Source organism: Azomonas macrocytogenes, assembly GCF_014191985.1.
Lineage (GTDB): Bacteria > Pseudomonadota > Gammaproteobacteria > Pseudomonadales > Pseudomonadaceae > Azomonas > Azomonas macrocytogenes.
This window is the reverse complement of the sequence record NZ_JACHXI010000007.1, coordinates 149,806-164,827: the sequence shown is the minus strand read 5'-3', so window position 1 is coordinate 164,827 and position 15,022 is coordinate 149,806. Positions and strand designations below refer to the sequence as shown.

12 protein-coding genes are annotated in these 15,022 nt (G+C 58.2%); 4 read left to right on the top strand and 8 right to left on the bottom strand.

Features of this window, described 5'->3' with window-relative positions; all coding sequences use genetic code 11:
- The first annotated feature begins 106 nt into the window (after positions 1-106).
- Positions 107-2,164: a putative bifunctional diguanylate cyclase/phosphodiesterase gene (locus FHR87_RS09385; protein WP_246335945.1), complete on the top strand. Its 2,058-nt coding sequence runs from the start codon at positions 107-109 to the stop codon at positions 2,162-2,164.
- Positions 2,165-2,207: 43 nt separating this feature from the next.
- Here FHR87_RS09385 and FHR87_RS09380 read toward each other — a convergent pair whose 3' ends face one another.
- Together FHR87_RS09380 and FHR87_RS09375 are read right to left on the bottom strand one after the other, a co-directional pair.
- On the bottom strand, positions 2,208-2,606 hold the full coding sequence (locus tag FHR87_RS09380) for an NINE protein (RefSeq protein ID WP_183166463.1): 399 nt from the start codon (positions 2,604-2,606) through the stop codon (positions 2,208-2,210).
- 291 nt (positions 2,607-2,897) lie between these two features.
- Complete coding sequence (locus tag FHR87_RS09375) at positions 2,898-5,051, bottom strand: TonB-dependent siderophore receptor (RefSeq protein WP_221189791.1); 2,154 nt, start codon at positions 5,049-5,051, stop codon at positions 2,898-2,900.
- A gap of 383 nt (positions 5,052-5,434) precedes the next feature.
- Between FHR87_RS09375 and FHR87_RS09370 the strand changes: the two genes are divergently transcribed.
- A complete protein-coding gene (locus FHR87_RS09370) occupies positions 5,435-6,343 on the top strand; it encodes a LysR family transcriptional regulator (RefSeq protein ID WP_183166461.1) in 909 nt (302 codons plus the stop codon).
- A 6-nt stretch (positions 6,344-6,349) separates the two neighbouring features.
- Here FHR87_RS09370 and FHR87_RS09365 read toward each other — a convergent pair whose 3' ends face one another.
- A complete protein-coding gene (locus FHR87_RS09365; RefSeq protein ID WP_183166460.1) occupies positions 6,350-8,515 on the bottom strand; it encodes a TonB-dependent siderophore receptor in 2,166 nt (721 codons plus the stop codon).
- Between the two features lie 238 nt (positions 8,516-8,753).
- Between FHR87_RS09365 and FHR87_RS09360 the strand changes: the two genes are divergently transcribed.
- Positions 8,754-9,152 carry a LysR family transcriptional regulator gene (locus FHR87_RS09360; protein WP_183166459.1) on the top strand — a complete coding sequence of 133 codons (399 nt, stop codon included), beginning with the start codon at positions 8,754-8,756 and terminating at the stop codon, positions 9,150-9,152.
- A complete protein-coding gene (gene stpA, locus FHR87_RS09355) occupies positions 9,149-10,420 on the top strand; it encodes a glucosylglycerol 3-phosphatase (protein WP_183166458.1) in 1,272 nt (423 codons plus the stop codon). The genes FHR87_RS09360 and stpA overlap by 4 nt, the downstream gene beginning before the upstream one ends.
- A 24-nt stretch (positions 10,421-10,444) precedes the next feature.
- On the opposite strand, the gene FHR87_RS09350 is transcribed toward stpA, so the two are convergent.
- The 5 genes from FHR87_RS09350 to FHR87_RS09330 form a co-directional block, all read right to left on the bottom strand.
- Entirely contained in the window at positions 10,445-10,777 is a 333-nt protein-coding gene (locus FHR87_RS09350; RefSeq protein WP_183166457.1) for an SMR family transporter, read from the bottom strand.
- Positions 10,774-11,619, bottom strand: coding sequence for an ABC transporter permease subunit (locus FHR87_RS09345; RefSeq protein ID WP_183166456.1), 846 nt, complete (start codon positions 11,617-11,619; stop codon positions 10,774-10,776). The genes FHR87_RS09350 and FHR87_RS09345 overlap by 4 nt, the downstream gene beginning before the upstream one ends.
- Complete coding sequence (locus tag FHR87_RS09340; RefSeq protein ID WP_183166455.1) at positions 11,616-12,512, bottom strand: ABC transporter permease subunit; 897 nt, start codon at positions 12,510-12,512, stop codon at positions 11,616-11,618. Before FHR87_RS09340 ends, FHR87_RS09345 begins: the two co-directional genes overlap by 4 nt.
- Positions 12,509-13,660 carry an ABC transporter ATP-binding protein gene (locus FHR87_RS09335; RefSeq protein WP_183166454.1) on the bottom strand — a complete coding sequence of 384 codons (1,152 nt, stop codon included), beginning with the start codon at positions 13,658-13,660 and terminating at the stop codon, positions 12,509-12,511. Before FHR87_RS09335 ends, FHR87_RS09340 begins: the two co-directional genes overlap by 4 nt.
- Before the next feature lie 90 nt (positions 13,661-13,750).
- On the bottom strand, positions 13,751-14,899 hold the full coding sequence (locus FHR87_RS09330) for a polyamine ABC transporter substrate-binding protein (protein ID WP_183166453.1): 1,149 nt from the start codon (positions 14,897-14,899) through the stop codon (positions 13,751-13,753).
- Between the last annotated feature and the right edge of the window lie 123 nt (positions 14,900-15,022).

The window sequence follows — 15,022 nt, the reverse complement described above, 5'->3', positions numbered from 1 at the left end:
TGGCTACCTGTCGCCCAACGACTATGCCAGGAAGATGAAGCAGGCCGCTTGACCCCGTGCTTCTTGGCGTCCGTTCTCAGGGGACAGGTTCAGTTACAACCTAGTCCTGGTCGCCTTCTCTCTGATCGTCGCCATTCTTGCTTCCTACACGGCTCTCGACATGAGCGGTCGAGTCTTCACTGCCACGGGTCGTTCGGTGAAATGGTGGTTCATCGGTGGTGCCTTCGCCATGGGCCTAGGCATCTGGTCGATGCACTTCATCGGCATGCTCGCTTTCAGCCTCCCGATCCCGCTTGGCTACGCGATCGAACCTACCCTGCTGTCCCTGCTGATCGCCATCGGTGCTTCGGCGTTCGCCCTCTGGCTGGCGTGCCAACAGGAACTCCCCTGGGTGCGCCTGGCCCTGGGTGCGCTCCTGATGGGCCTGGGCATCACCGCCATGCACTATACGGGCATGCAGGCACTGCACATGACGCCCTCCATCGTCTATGACCCGGGCTGGCTTGCCCTGTCGATCCTCATTGCCGTGCTGGCTTCGGGCACAGCCCTGTGGATCGCCTTCCACCTGCGCCAGCATTCGCGCTGGATGATCTACAGCCGCCTCGGTGCCGCCGTGGTGATGGGTTGTGCCATCGCTGGTATGCATTACACCGGCATGGCCGCCGCGCAATTTCCGCTGGGCAGCTTTTGCGGTGCGGCAAACAATGGCATCGATAGCAACTGGCTGGCCTTGCTGGTCATCATCGTAACCCTGGCAGTGATGGCCATTGCGCTGATCATCTCGGTCCTGGATCACCGCCTGGAACAACGTACCGCACACCTGGCCACCTCACTGGAGCAAGCCAACAGCGAGCTCATGCAAATGGCTCTTTACGATCCGCTGACCCATCTGCCCAACCGTATGTTGCTCGGCGACCGACTGGGTCAGGCGATTCAGACTGCGCATCGTGAGCAGCGCACATTCGCTACCCTGTTCCTCGATCTGGACGGCTTCAAAGCCGTCAATGATGCCTACGGTCATCATCATGGCGATCTGCTGCTGGTCGAAGTGGCCAAACGCATCCGCAACACCGTGCGCAGCCAAGACACCATCGCCCGGCTGGGTGGCGACGAATTCGTCCTGCTGGCGGAAGTTGGCGAGCCGACCGATGCGGCGAAGATTGCCGAGAAGCTCATCCACGCCCTGGCCCAGCCCTACAGCATCGCCCGCCATGAAGTAGAGGTGTCGGCCAGTATCGGGATCGCCATCTACCCCGATAACGGCAAGGATGGGCACGAGTTGCTGATCAATGCGGATGCCGCCATGTACCACGCCAAGGATCTGGGGCGAAACGGCTTCTGTTTCTTCGAGCATTCGATGAATACCAACGCCCAGGAGCAACTGCAACTGCTTCAGGATCTGCGCCGCGCACTGGAGCGCAAGGAGTTCCTGCTTTATTACCAACCCAAACTGCATGCTCCCGATGGCCCGATCATCGGTACCGAAGCCTTGTTGCGCTGGCAGCATCAGACCCGTGGATTGATCCCGCCAAACGAGTTTCTGCCACTGGCGGAAAAGACCGGCTTGATCATCCCCATCGGTCAGTGGGTACTGGACGAGGCCTGTGCACAAATGCGCCGCTGGTACGACGACGGCCATACGGACTGGAGCGTCGCCGTGAATCTGTCGACGGTGCAATTCAATCATTCCGGATTGCTGGACTCGGTACGCAATGCCCTAGAAAAACATGCACTGGAACCACACCACCTGATTCTGGAAATCACCGAGTCCACGGCCATGCGCGATGCCGACGCAACCCTGGTAACCCTTGAACAGTTGGCCGGCATGGGCGTACACATTTCTATCGACGACTTCGGCACCGGCTATTCCAGCCTGCTCTATCTCAAGCGCTTGCCGGCCAGCGAACTGAAGATCGACCGTGGCTTCATCAACGATCTGGCCGACAACAACGAGGATGCAGCAATCATCTCAGCGATCATCGCCCTGGGCCGTACCCTGAATCTGAAGGTCGTCGCCGAAGGCGTGGAAACAGCCGAGCAGCAGGAATTCCTTACCCGGCTCGGCTGCAACTCCCTGCAAGGTTTCCGCTTCGGTCGGCCGATGTCGGCGCGGCAGCTGGGCGAGCAACTCTTGCAAGAAGAGCAACCTACGGTCAGTTCATAGAAAACGCCGCTCATCTGGCGGCGAATCGAGCGGACGTAACGGCTCAGGCACGCTGAGCATTGCGCAGGGAAACCTGGTCATTCAGCGTCCAGAAATCGTACAGCACGCCAACGAAGAACAACCCACCGGTACACAGGTAGAGAATTCCGGTCAACCACTTGCCCTGGTACATGCGGTGAATGCCAAATACCCCGAGAAAGGTCAGCAGAATCCAGGCAATGTTGTAGTCGACCGGGCCGGACTGAAAGCGCAGGTCCGCTTCCCGGTCCATCGACGGAATCAGAAACAGGTCGATGATCCAGCCGACGAACAACAGACCTAGCGTGAAGAACCAGATCGTTCCGCTCACCGGCCTGCCATAGTAGAAACGGTGCGCACCGAGAAAGCCGAAAATCCACAGCAGATAGCCGATTACCTTGCTATGGGTATCCTGTTGTTGCATGCGAACTCCTTTATGTACGTGCATACCCGCTGCGTCGAGGCTTTCTCGCCCACAACGGAACTGACCGGTTAGTTGGACTTGCGGATACCGGAATGGATCCTGATGCTGTCTTTAAATACAGCAAAGATCAACGCTCATGGAGTTCATCGACAAGCTCGTTCTCTCGTCCTGCCGGACAGCAAGCGGTTCCCGACGCAGGCCCGACACGGGGGCCAGACTGCGGAACAGGTAAAGAAGCGTCCGAGCGAGCAGCGATCACCCGGAGCGATGCCGAACCGCCTCGTCGTCAGGCTAGAGATCCAGCGTGGCCGACAGGGCCACATTGCGTGGAGATCCAAGCGACAGGGAGCCGCCCGAGGTGGTCCAGTAATCGTGGTCCCACAGGTTGGAGACAGTGAGGCGATAAGTAATGCCTTTGCCAGCCACGCTCATCTTGTAGCGAGCGCCGATATCGCCTGTGAACACTGAGGGGATCGATAGCTTGTTCAGGCTGTCGACGTAGATCTTGCCCGTGTAGGACAACCCTCCGGTCAAAGTCAGGCCGGGTAGCTGGTCCACTGCATATTCGCTATACAGCCGCGCGATCTTTTCCGGTACCCCCTGGGGCGTCTTGTCTTTCAAGGCGTGGTCAGTCGCCTTGTCGATGTAGGCTTTCATCAGCGTAAAGCCGCCAGTCATGGTCAGGTTGCGGGTCAGCTTGCCGGTGGCGACCACTTCCAGACCGTTATGGATTTCCTGACCGTCCATTTTGAAGATATTGGTGACCAGGTCTGTGTAGGCATTGCGTTTCTTGATTCGAAACGCTGCCACATTCAGGTCCATCTCGCCCCAGGTGCTTTTGATCCCCGCCTCCACCTGCCGACTCATATAGGGTGACAAGACTTCATCGGCATTGGCAGCGTTGCTCGGCGCCGTATCGCCCTTCTGCAGGGATTCGATATAGGAGGCGTAGAGACTGAGATTGGACAGGGGCTTGTAGGTCAGGGCCAGGCTGGGCGTCGTGCGCTCTTTGTCATTTTTTGGCCGCCGGGTGAAGGTACCGGTCTTCAGGTAGTTGCTGTAGCTCTTGTTGCGATCGACGATGGTGATGTGGCTGATACCGATGATCGCCGACCACTGCTCGTTGAAGGTGATCCGATCAGCCAGTGTGGTGGACGTCATGCGCAATTTTTCGGTATTCCGCTTAGCATGGCCACGGGTATCGTCAGGTACATCGACAGGATAAGGGTCTTGATGATACAGGTTGTTGATGCCTGGAAACGTGATGTTCTTGTTGGCGTAGGGATAGGCGTACTTGGTGTTGGTGTCTTCCCCCGAGAACCCCAGGGTAAACACATGGGCAATGAGTCCTGTGTCGATATTTGCGTCCAGGAAGATATTGCCCGCCCGATTGAACTTCATACTTTCATAATAATTGCGCGACATGGTGTAGTCGCCATCGTTAGAGATAATCCCGTTCTCGGCGCGATGCCGGTAGGTATTGATGCGGTTGTAGATCAGTTTGCTGCGGATGGAAAAGATGTCGTTGAGCCGGGAATCGAACGCCATGCCGTAGCGTCGATAGCCATCCCTGTTGACAGAATAGGACGGTACGTAATTCTTGCTGGCATCCGGAGCATGGGGGATGCTGGTCACTGTATTGCGTACGGCGAAGGTATCGTCGCCATGGTCGATATCGGCCTGGAAACGCGAATAATCAAACGACCAGCGTGTGTCGGGGGAGATATTCCAGTCCAGGGCGCCACTGAGCAGGTAGCGGCCATGATGCTGTTTATTGACAGCGGTTTCTCCGTTACTGACCTTGACGACGTTGAGGCGGTAGCCAAAGGTGTTTTCCGAATCGATGGGCCCACCGAAGTCGCCATGGACATAGGCCTGCCTGCCGCCATAAACGCCCGTGGTCAGGCTGGCGAGCGGTTGCGCGGTCGGCCGCTTGAGGGTGTAGTTGACGATCCCGGCAGGGTTGGCAAAGCCATACAGAAAGCTGCTGGAGCCATTCAGCACCTCGATCCGTTCCTTGTCCTCCAACGGCGCGCGGGAGTACACGCGAACACCATCGATAAAGGACTCGTTGTTTTCGCTGATGAAGCCACGGATCTGAAAAGCGCCGCCGCCGCCGATGGTATTGCCGCCATAGCCCGAGTTCACCGTCGGGTTGTACTTCAGGGCCTCCGAAACGGACTGGGCCTGGATATTCTTCATCAGACTGCTGGAGGTGACGTTGACCGAATAAGGCGTATCCTTCAGCGGTAGCTTGCCCAGCACTCCCGCACTGGCACTGCCAGCGCGATAGCCCTGCTCTTCCGTTCCTGACAAGGTCTCCTGAAAGTCTTCTTCGATAGAAAGAGAAGGCAGTTCGATTTCCGTCTCATCGGCCAGGGCGGCCTGTTCGCACACTAGGAGCAAAGGGGCAAGCAATAAGTGCGACACCTTCCTGTTGATCATATATTCCAGCGCTCAATCGATTCGTTAGGGAAACCACTGGCGATTGAACAAAGACCTTGATCCAAGGAGGTGCTCGATTCATCTGCACAATGGCGATAGCGTCGTGATCCGTATCGATATGCATCACCGAGGAGCCAGGCGTCCGGTATCGGCTGAAGGCGTTTCCACACTCACCTTCTTCCGATTCCACCCAAACGCAACGACCCTGATATCACCGGCTATCCGATAATCGGTCTACACGTTTTGAAATGTTTAATTGCCACTTGCCACGCCCACATGGCTTGACACAATTGAGAGCAAGTGGTGATCGCTATTATTGAGAATAATAATCAAATGAAAATGAGGTATTCTCGTAATAGCCTTACGGAAATTCCGGATAATCCATGCACGACATCAGCACCATGGCTATCTTTGTCGAAGTCGCCAGATACGGAGGCCTTTCCGCCGCCTCCCGCCGTCTGGGCCTTGCGACCTCAGTGATCAGTGATCGCATTGCCGGCCTGGAACGTCGCCTGGGCGTCAAGTTGCTCAACCGCACCACGCGCAGCCAGACGCTGACCGAGGCCGGTGCGGTCTACCTGGAACGGGTGATCCAAATTCTCGACGACATCGCGGCCATGGAAGCCTGCGTGATGGAAGAAAGCGCAATACCGCGCGGCACCTTGCGGGTTACCGCCCCCACGCCACTCGGACGGCATCACATCGCGCCTTTCGTGGGCGATTTCAGCCAGCAGCATCCGCAGATTCGCATCCACCTGACGCTTGAGGATCGCTTCGCCAATGTGGTTGGCGAAGGATTCGACGTGGCCATTCGCGGTGGTCCGGTCATCGACAGCAACCTGGTCGGCTGCCGGTTGTTCGATATGCGCCGCGTGGTAGTTGCCAGCCCGGCATACCTGGACCGGCACGGCGTACCGGAGCGGCCTGAGAATCTTCGCGAGCATGCCTGTCTGATCTTCAACAACGAACCGCATCTGTATGCGCAATGGCACTTTGCCCATGCCGGCCGGGCCGACATGCTGCGGGTGGAAGGCGCGCTGGCTTCGACCAACTCGGAACTCCCCGTAGCGTGGGCGCTCAGGGGGCTGGGGCTGGCCCAGAAATCCTGGTGGGAAGTCGCCGAGCATCTCGAAGCCGGTCGCCTCGTCCGCGTGCTCGCAGCCTATGAGCCGGAGCCGGTATCCTTCTTTGCCATTCACCCGGTCCGCAGCGTGCAATCACGCAAGACCGCCCTGTTCATCGAAGCGCTGAGCGCCTATTTCAGAAAACCGCCATTCGGCCTTCACGGTTAACTTAGTCTAGAGATCCAGCGTAGCTGACAGGGCGACATTACGCGGGGTTCCCAGTGACATGGTGCCGCCCACGGTAGTCCAGTAGTCGTGGCCCCATAGATTGGAAACATTGAGGCGATAGGTGATTCCCTTGCCGAACACGTCCATCTTGTAGCGGGCGCCGATATCCCCGGTGAACACTGAGGGGATCGGTAGCTTGTTCAGGCTATCGACATAAATTTTACCGGTGTAGGAAAGCCCGCCAGTCAGAGTCAAACCCGGCACTTGATCCAGTGCATATTCGCCATACAGCCGGGCAATCTTTTCCGGGACGCCCTGGGGCGTCTTGTCCTTCAAGGCGTGGTCAGTCGCCTTGTCGATGTAGGCTTTCATCAGCGTAAAGCCGCCAGTCATGGTCAGGTTGCGGGTCACCTTGCCGGTGGCGACGACCTCCAGGCCGTTATGGATTTCCTGACCGTCCATTTTGAACATATTGGTGACCAGGTCTGTGTAGGCATTGCGTTTCTTGATTCGAAACGCTGCCACATTCAGGTCCATCTCGCCCCAAGTGCTTTTGATCCCCGCCTCCACCTGCCGACTCATATAGGGCGACATGACTTCATCGGCATTGGTGGCAGTGCTTGGTGCCGTATCGCCTTTTTGCAAGGATTCTATATAGGAGGCATAGAGGCTAAGGTTGGACAGCGGCTTGTAGGTCAAGGCAAAACTGGGAGTCGTGCGTTCTTTGTCATTTTTGGGCTGACGGCTGAAAGTGCCGGTCTTCAGGTAGTTGCTGTAGCTCTTGTTGCGATCGACGATGGTGATGTGACTGGCCCCGATGATCGCCGACCACTGCTCGTTGAAGGTGATCCGGTCAGCGAGAGTGGTGGAGGTCATGCGCAGCTTTTCAACGTTACGATTGGCGCGGCCACGGGTATCACCGACTACATCGTCAGGGTAGGGATCTTGATGGTAGAGGTTGTTGATGCCCGGAAAGGAAATTTTCTTGCTGGCATAGGGATAGGCGTTCTTGGTGTTGCCATCTTCTGCCGAGAAACCCAAGGTAACCACATGGGCAATAGGTCCCGTGTTGATATTGGCATCTAGAAAAATATTACCCGCCCGCCCGAACCTGATACTTTCCCGGTAACTGCGCGACATGGTGTAGTCGCCATCGTTGGTGATGATGTTGTTAGCCGCCCGCCGCCGGTAGGTTAGGATGCGGGTGTAGTTGAATTTGCTACGAATGGTAAAAATGTCATTCAGCCGTGAATCGAACTCTATACCGTAGCGCCGATAGCCATCTCTGGAAATGCTGTAGGCTGGTGAGTAGTTCTTGGTGGCATCCGGGGCATGGGGAATGCTGGTGACTTTGTTGCCGACGGTGAAGGTATCGTCACCATGTTCAACATCGGCGTAAAAGTGCGAGTAATCCAGCGCCAAACGGGTGTCTGGAGAGATATTCCAGTCCAACGCACCGCTGAGCAGGTAGCGACCATGATGCTGCTCATTAACCGCCGTTTCGCCCTTGCCAACTTTTACCACGTTAAGGCGATAGCCAAATCTATTTTGCGAGTCAATCGGCCCGCCTAAATCGACATGGCCATAAACCTGCTTGCCGCCATAAAGGCCGGTGGTGAAGGTGGCAAGCCGTTGTGCCGTTGGGCGCTTGAGAGTGTAGTTAACCAAGCCCGCCGGATTGGCAAAGCCATAGAGAAAACTGGCCGAGCCATTGAGCACTTCGATCCGCTCTTTGTCCTCCATCGGCGCGCGAGCATACATGCGCACACCGTCGATAAAGGATTCGTTGTTTTCACTGACAAAGCCACGAATCTGAAAGGCTCCGCCGCCGCCCACCGAATCGCCACCACTGGCTGAGTTCACCGTTGGGTTGTACTTCAGGGCATCGGCCACGGACTGCGCCTGAAGGTTTTTGATCAGCGCAGCAGAGGTCGCGTTGATCGAGTAAGGCGTATCCTTCAGCGGCAGCTTGCCCAGCACCCCCGCATTGGCGCTGCCGACGCGATAACCCTGCTCTTCCGTTCCCTCCAGGGTCTCCGCTTGAGGGTCCTGAAATTCCTCTTCGATAGAAAGAGAAGGCAGTTCGATTTCCGTCTCCTCGGCCAGGGCGGCCTGCTCGCACACAAGGAGCAAAGGGGCAAGCAATAAGCACGATACCTTCCTGGTGGTCATATCTATTCCAGCGCTCAATCGATTCGTTATGAAAACCACTGGCGATTGAACAAAAGGCCTCGATGGCAAGGAGGTACTCGATTCATCTGCGCAATGGAGATAGCGCCGTGATCCGTATTGCCATGCCCTCATGGCTTGACATAATCGGGGACAAGCGGCGCGCGCCAGTATCGAGAATAATAATCAAATGAAAAATTAGATATTTTCGTAATAACTTTGCGGAAATTCCGAATAATCCATGCACGATATCAGCGATCGCATGGCCGACCGGGAACGTCGCCTGGGCGTCAAGTTGCTCAACCGCACCACGCGCAGCCAGACGCTGACCGAGGCCGGTGCGGTCTACCTGGAACGGGTGATTCAAATTCTCGACGACCTCGCAGCCATGGAAACCTGCGTGATGGAAGAAAGCGCGATACCACGCAGCACCTTGCGGGTTACCATCCCCATGCCACTCGGACGGCATCACGAGGATCGCTTCGCCAACGTCGTTGGCGAAGGAAACGAGGGAGTGCACAGGATAGCCGTCGAGGTTCCCGGCAGCTTGAGCGAGCAGCCCGACAGCAGAATCCAGTCATCCACCGGTTCCACCCGCCTATCGAACGCCCGAGCCATCAGCGTTAACATGAACGCATGACTCAGAAAAATCATGCATTCTCGACAAACCACGAGCACCTGCTCGATTCTCTCGGCGCAACTGACAACCTGCTGGTTATCCAGGATCTGGATGGCGTTTGCATGGAGCTGGTGCGCGATCCACTCACCCGTACCATCGACCGTTGCTATGTCGAGGCAACGCAGCAGCTGGCTGGGCACTTCTATGTACTGACCAACGGCGAGCACATCGGCAGCCGCGGTGTGAACACCATCATCGAAAGCGTGTTCGACACACCGGCGCAAGTGCGCGAGCAAGGCTTCTACCTGCCTGGGCTGGGTGCCGGCGGCGTGCAATTGCAGGATCGCTACGGTGCCGTGTCGCATCCGGGCGTGACCGAGGCGGAGCTTGCCTTTCTCCAGTCCGTACCGGACAGGGCCAGGCGCTTTCTCCATACCTACCTCAGCCTACCGCCACAACACCTGGACCAGGCTGACCTCGACAGGCTGGTAGCCTCTGCGGTACTGGACAACCTGGCCTCGCCAACCATCAATATCAATGGTTTCTACCAGCACTTCCATGACCGGCCGGCGCAGTATCAACACCTGCAACAGGCACTCGAGCGTTTCATGCGCGCGTTGCAGCAGGAAGCAGCGCGTATCCAGCTGCAAGATTCCTTCTTCGTGCATTACGCACCGAACCTTGGGCATGATCCACAAGGCCATGAAAGACTCAAATACAGCGATGGCGACAATGCCGGCACCACCGATTTCCAGTTCATGCTCAAAGGCGCCATCAAGGAAGTTGGCGTACTGGTGATCCTCAATCACTACTACCATCAGCACACGGGTGAATACCCGCTGGGCGAACACTTCAATGCGCGCCAGGCGCCCCATAAACACAGCGCGCTGTTACAGCTGGCCCGGGATCGTTTCGACCCTGCCCACATGCCCCGCATCGTCGGCGTGGGCGACACGGTAACCTCCTATACACAAACGCAGGATGGCCAAACACAGCAACTACGCGGCGGCAGCGACCGCGGCTTCCTCACGCTGGTACAAGCGCTGGGCGCAACCTTCGGCATGGACAATACCGTGCTCTACATCGACAGCAGCGGTGGCGAAGTACGCCGCCCCGGTATCGATGCTGCGTACTTGGAGCAAACACCACAGGCTCCCTGGCCTGCGCTCGCAGGCATCAGCGACCCAGCCGATCCGCTGCGGCTGGACGTCATTTTCACCGGCGGCCACCGGCAATATGTGGCATTTTTCTGTGCACTGGCCGAACGCCGCGCGAGACGTGCCCTGTAGGTAGAGAGCAGCAGGCACAGACACTCAGTGCGCCGAGGCCTTGGAAAACAGGTTCAGCACCAGCACTCCCGAGACGATCAGAAACATCCCCAGGAGTGCCGGTGCATCGAGTCGCTGACCGAACAGCAGCCAGCCGGCAAGACTGATCAGCACCACGCCAGCACCGGACCAGATCGCATAGGCAATGCCGACAGGGATCGTGCGCAGCGTCAGGGACAGGAAGAAAAAGGCCGTTATGTAGCCGGCGATGACCAGCAATGATGGCCACAACCGGGTAAAACCATCACTGGACTTCAACGCCGAAGTCGCCATGACCTCGGCGACAATGGCGACGGCGAGATACAGCCAGTTCTTCATCGCTCCGGCACCTCGTTCGCGCCTGCCTCCTGCAGCGCCAGGCGCCTGGAGCGCTCGGTGCGGCGGGCGATGTACCAGGCGATAAACGTCGCCAGGGACACGGCCAGCAGGATCAGGCTGGCCACGGCGTTGATCTCGGGCTTCACGCCCAGGCGCACGGCGGAGAAGATTTCCATCGGCAGGGTGGTTGCGCCAGGGCCGGAGACGAAACTGGCCAGCACCAGATCATCCAGCGACAGAGCAAAGGACATCATGGCTCCCGCCACCAGGGAAGGCGCGATCATGGGGACGGTGATCAGGAAAAATACCTTCCAGGGCCGGGCGCCAAGATCCATCGCGGCCTCTTCGATGGACAGGTCCAGCTCGCGCAGACGCGCTGATACCACCACGGCGACATAAGCTGAGCAGAAGGTGGTGTGGGCGATCCAGATGGTGGTCAAGCCGCGCTCTGCGGGCCAGCCGAGCAATTGCCCCATGGCGACGAACAGCAGCAGCAGCGATAAGCCGGTGATGACTTCCGGCATGACCAGCGGCGCGGTGACCAGGCCACCGAACAGAGTCCGACCACGAAAGCGCGGGATGCGCGTCAGCACGAACGCCGCCAGGGTACCGAGCATGACGGCCGCAAGCGCCGTGAAGAAAGCAACCTGCAGCGAGCGCAGCACCGCGCTCATCAGTTGAGTATTGTCGGCCAGCCCGCCGTACCAGCGCAGCGACCAGCCGCCCCAGACCGTTACCAGTTGCGAGGCATTGAACGAGTAGATGACCAGAATCACCATCGGCAGGTAGATGAACAGCAGGCCGAGCACCAGCATCAGGTTGGAAAAGCCGAAGCGCTTCACAGCTTGCCCTCCAGCGCTTTCGCCTGATTACGGTTGAACAGGATGATCGGCACAATCAGTAATGCCAGCATCACCACCGCCAGTGCCGAAGCCACCGGCCAGTCGCGGTTGCTGAAGAATTCCTGCCACATCACCTTGCCGATCATCAGGGTTTCCGGCCCGCCAAGCAGTTCAGGAATGACGAACTCGCCGACGACCGGGATGAAGACCAGCATGCAGCCGGCGACGATGCCGTTTTTGGACAGCGGCACGGTGACTTTCCAGAAGCTGGTCAAGCCGTGCGCGCCGAGGTCGGCAGCCGCTTCCAACAGGCTGGGGTCATGCTTGACCAGGTTGGCATAGAGCGGCAGGACCATGAACGGCAGGTAGGAATAGACCACGCCGATATACACCGCCGTGTCGGTGTTGAGGATCTGCAGCGGGGTGTCGATCAAACCAATGCCCAGCAGGATATTGTTGAGAATGCCGTTATTGCCGAGGATGCCCATCCAGGCGTAGACGCGAATCAGGATCGCCGTCCAGGTGGGCATCATGATCAGCAGCAGCAGGACGGTCTGCAGATCCTTGCGCGCCCGGGCGATGGCATAGGCCATGGGGTAGCCGATCAGCAGACACAGCAGCGTGCTGATCAGGGCAATTTTCAGCGAGCCCAGGTAGGCGGCTAAATACAGCTCGTCTTCGGCCAGGAAGAGGTAATTACTCAGGTTGAACAGTATTTGTAGCTGTTCGTTGGCGTAGCTGAAAACTTCCGTGTAGGGCGGAATGGCCACGGCCGCCATGGAGAGGCTGATCTTCACCACAATGATGAACGGCAGCAGAAAGAACAGCGTCAGCCAGAGAAACGGCACGCCGATGACCAGCCGGCGTCCGGAATTCGTGCTCGAAACCTTCATGAATGCAGCACCACGCCACTGTCGGCCTGCCAGGAGAGATGGACCACATCGCCCAGGCCGGGGCGCTCCGTCTGACGCGAGGTGTTGGTAAAAAGTGCCTGCACGATCTGGCCGGAGGCGAGTTGAACGTGGTACAGCGAGTGGCCCCCCAAATAGGCGATATCGTGCACGGTGCCGCCGGTCCAGTTGTAAGTCGGATTTTCCATCTCGGGCGGCACCACATTCATGCGGATCTTTTCCGGGCGCAGCGCATAGGCCAGGCGTCGTTCGCCACTGTGCGCTTCGATGCCATGGCCGAAGTAGATAGGCCGTTCCAGGTGCGGACAGGCAATCACCGCATGATCGTCGGCATCCTCGATCAATTCGCCTTCGAACAGGTTGACGCTGCCGATGAACTCGCAGACCAGGCGATTGGCGGGCCGTTCATAGACATCCGCCGGGCTGCCAACCTGTTCGATAGCACCGTGGTGCATGACGGCGAGGCGCCCGGCCATGGTCATGGCCTCTTCCTGATCATGGGTCACCATCACGCAGGTCACACCCACGCGCTGGAGAATCTGCACCAGCTCCAGTTGCATCTGCGAACGCAGCTTCTTGTCCAGCGCGCCCATCGGTTCGTCCAGCAGCAGCAGCTTGGGCCGCTTGGCCAGCGAACGGGCCAGCGCCACACGTTGGCGTTGCCCACCGGAAAGTTGGTGCGGCTTGCGCCTGGCGTATTTTTCCATCTGCACCAGCCTGAGCATTTCCGCAACCCGTTCGGCGATCTCCGCCCTGGGCAAGTTGTCCTGTTTGAGGCCGAAGGCGATGTTCTGCTCCACCGTCATGTGCGGGAACAACGCGTAAGACTGGAACATCATATTGATCGGCCGCTCGTAGGGCGGCAATTCGGTAATGTCCTGGCCATCGAGGAGAATGCGCCCTGCTGTCGGTCGTTCGAATCCAGCGAGCATGCGCAGCAATGTCGACTTGCCGGAACCCGAGCCGCCGAGCAGCGCGAAAATTTCACCCTGGTTGATCGTGAGCGAGACACTGTCGACTGCCAGGGTCTCGTCGAACTTCTTGGTAACGCGGTCGATGGTAAGCAGCACCTGCCCGTTACCGCTCTCGCCGGTCGGGACCTGCTGGTAGGCGCTGGAAACGACGGCCATGCGCGAACTCCCAATGAAAATGAATGGATCTGGCCCGATGGCAGGACGGCTGGCTCATGCAAGCAGGCAACCGTCCTTGACCAGCGACGTTCAACGGCCGGACTTGATCCGGGTCCAGCTGTGGGTCATGGTCCGCAGGGTCACGGGGTCCAGATCCGGAAAGGTGTAGAGCTTCTGGCGCAATTCCGGGCCCGGATAGACGCCCGGATCGTTGCGGATCGCCTCGTCCACCATTGGCGTGGCAGCAGCGTTGCCATTGGGGAAATGTATCTGGTTGGTGATGGCCGCGATCACCTCGGGCTTCAGCAGAAAATCGATGAAGGCATGTGCCCCGGCGACATCCTTGGCATCGGTGGGCACGGCAAGCATATCGAAGAAGCTGCCCGCCCCTTCTTTGGGCAGGCTGTAGGCGAGCTTCACGCCGTTCCCGGCTTCCTCGGCACGCGCCTTGGCCTGGTAGATGTCGCCGGAATAACCGATGGCCACGCAGACATCGCCGTTGGCCAGGTCGGTGATGTATTTGGCGGATTGGAAATAGGCCACCGAGGGGCGGATCGACATCATCAGCGCTTCAGCCTTCTTCAGATCCTCGGGCTTGGTGGTATCGGTTGGCAGCTTCAGATAATGCAGGGCGGCCGGCAGAATTTCCGTGGCGGAATCAAGGAAAGCCACCCCACAGGATTTGAGTTTCGCCAGGTTTTCCGGTTTAAACACCAGATCCCAGGAATCCACCGGCGCCTGGTCGCCCAGGGCAGCCTTGATCTTGTCCGGGTTGTAACCGATCCCGACCGTGCCCCACATATAAGGCACCGCGTACTGATTACCGGGATCGCTCTGTTCCAGCGCCTTGAGCAAGTCTTTGTCGAGGTTACCCCAGTTCGGCAACTTGGCCTTGTCCAGTTTCTGGAACACACCGGCCTTGATTTGCCGGGCCAGAAAGGCATTCGACGGCACCACGATATCGTAGCCGGAAGCGCCAGCCAGCAACTTGGCTTCCAGCACCTCGTTGCTGTCGAACACGTCGTAGACGACCTGGATGCCACTGGCTCTAGTGAAATCAGCCAGGGTGCGCTCGCCGATATAGTCGGACCAGTTATAGACATGCAATGTCCGTTCTGCGGCAGGCGCTGGGGTGGCACTGCCGGCCTGTTCCGGCTTGCCGGTATTTTCTGCGGGCTTGTCGCAGGCAGCGAGCAGGCCCACGGACAAGGCTAGAAGGGTTCCACCGATTTTTTTCATGCGTATGGCTCGTTTCGTTCTGGAAGTTCTGCGCAGCGACCCAGTGCGGGCAGACGCCGCTTGCCGATCGGCAAGGAAAAGCTGACGGCGCGCAGTCTGGCAAGGCTTGGGGCCGCTTTACAA

What these genes read in the sequence shown, in the direction of transcription:
- FHR87_RS09380 (WP_183166463.1), bottom strand. Translation starts at nt 2,606, where the DNA reads ATGCAACAACAGGATACCCATAGCAAGGTAATCGGCTATCTGCTGTGG.
- FHR87_RS09375 (WP_221189791.1), bottom strand. Translation starts at nt 5,051, where the DNA reads ATGATCAACAGGAAGGTGTCGCACTTATTGCTTGCCCCTTTGCTCCTA.
- FHR87_RS09370 (WP_183166461.1), top strand. Translation starts at nt 5,435, where the DNA reads ATGCACGACATCAGCACCATGGCTATCTTTGTCGAAGTCGCCAGATAC.
- FHR87_RS09365 (WP_183166460.1), bottom strand. Translation starts at nt 8,515, where the DNA reads ATGACCACCAGGAAGGTATCGTGCTTATTGCTTGCCCCTTTGCTCCTT.
- FHR87_RS09360 (WP_183166459.1), top strand. Translation starts at nt 8,754, where the DNA reads ATGCACGATATCAGCGATCGCATGGCCGACCGGGAACGTCGCCTGGGC.
- stpA (WP_183166458.1), top strand. Translation starts at nt 9,149, where the DNA reads ATGACTCAGAAAAATCATGCATTCTCGACAAACCACGAGCACCTGCTC.
- FHR87_RS09350 (WP_183166457.1), bottom strand. Translation starts at nt 10,777, where the DNA reads ATGAAGAACTGGCTGTATCTCGCCGTCGCCATTGTCGCCGAGGTCATG.
- FHR87_RS09340 (WP_183166455.1), bottom strand. Translation starts at nt 12,512, where the DNA reads ATGAAGGTTTCGAGCACGAATTCCGGACGCCGGCTGGTCATCGGCGTG.
- FHR87_RS09335 (WP_183166454.1), bottom strand. Translation starts at nt 13,660, where the DNA reads ATGGCCGTCGTTTCCAGCGCCTACCAGCAGGTCCCGACCGGCGAGAGC.
- FHR87_RS09330 (WP_183166453.1), bottom strand. Translation starts at nt 14,899, where the DNA reads ATGAAAAAAATCGGTGGAACCCTTCTAGCCTTGTCCGTGGGCCTGCTC.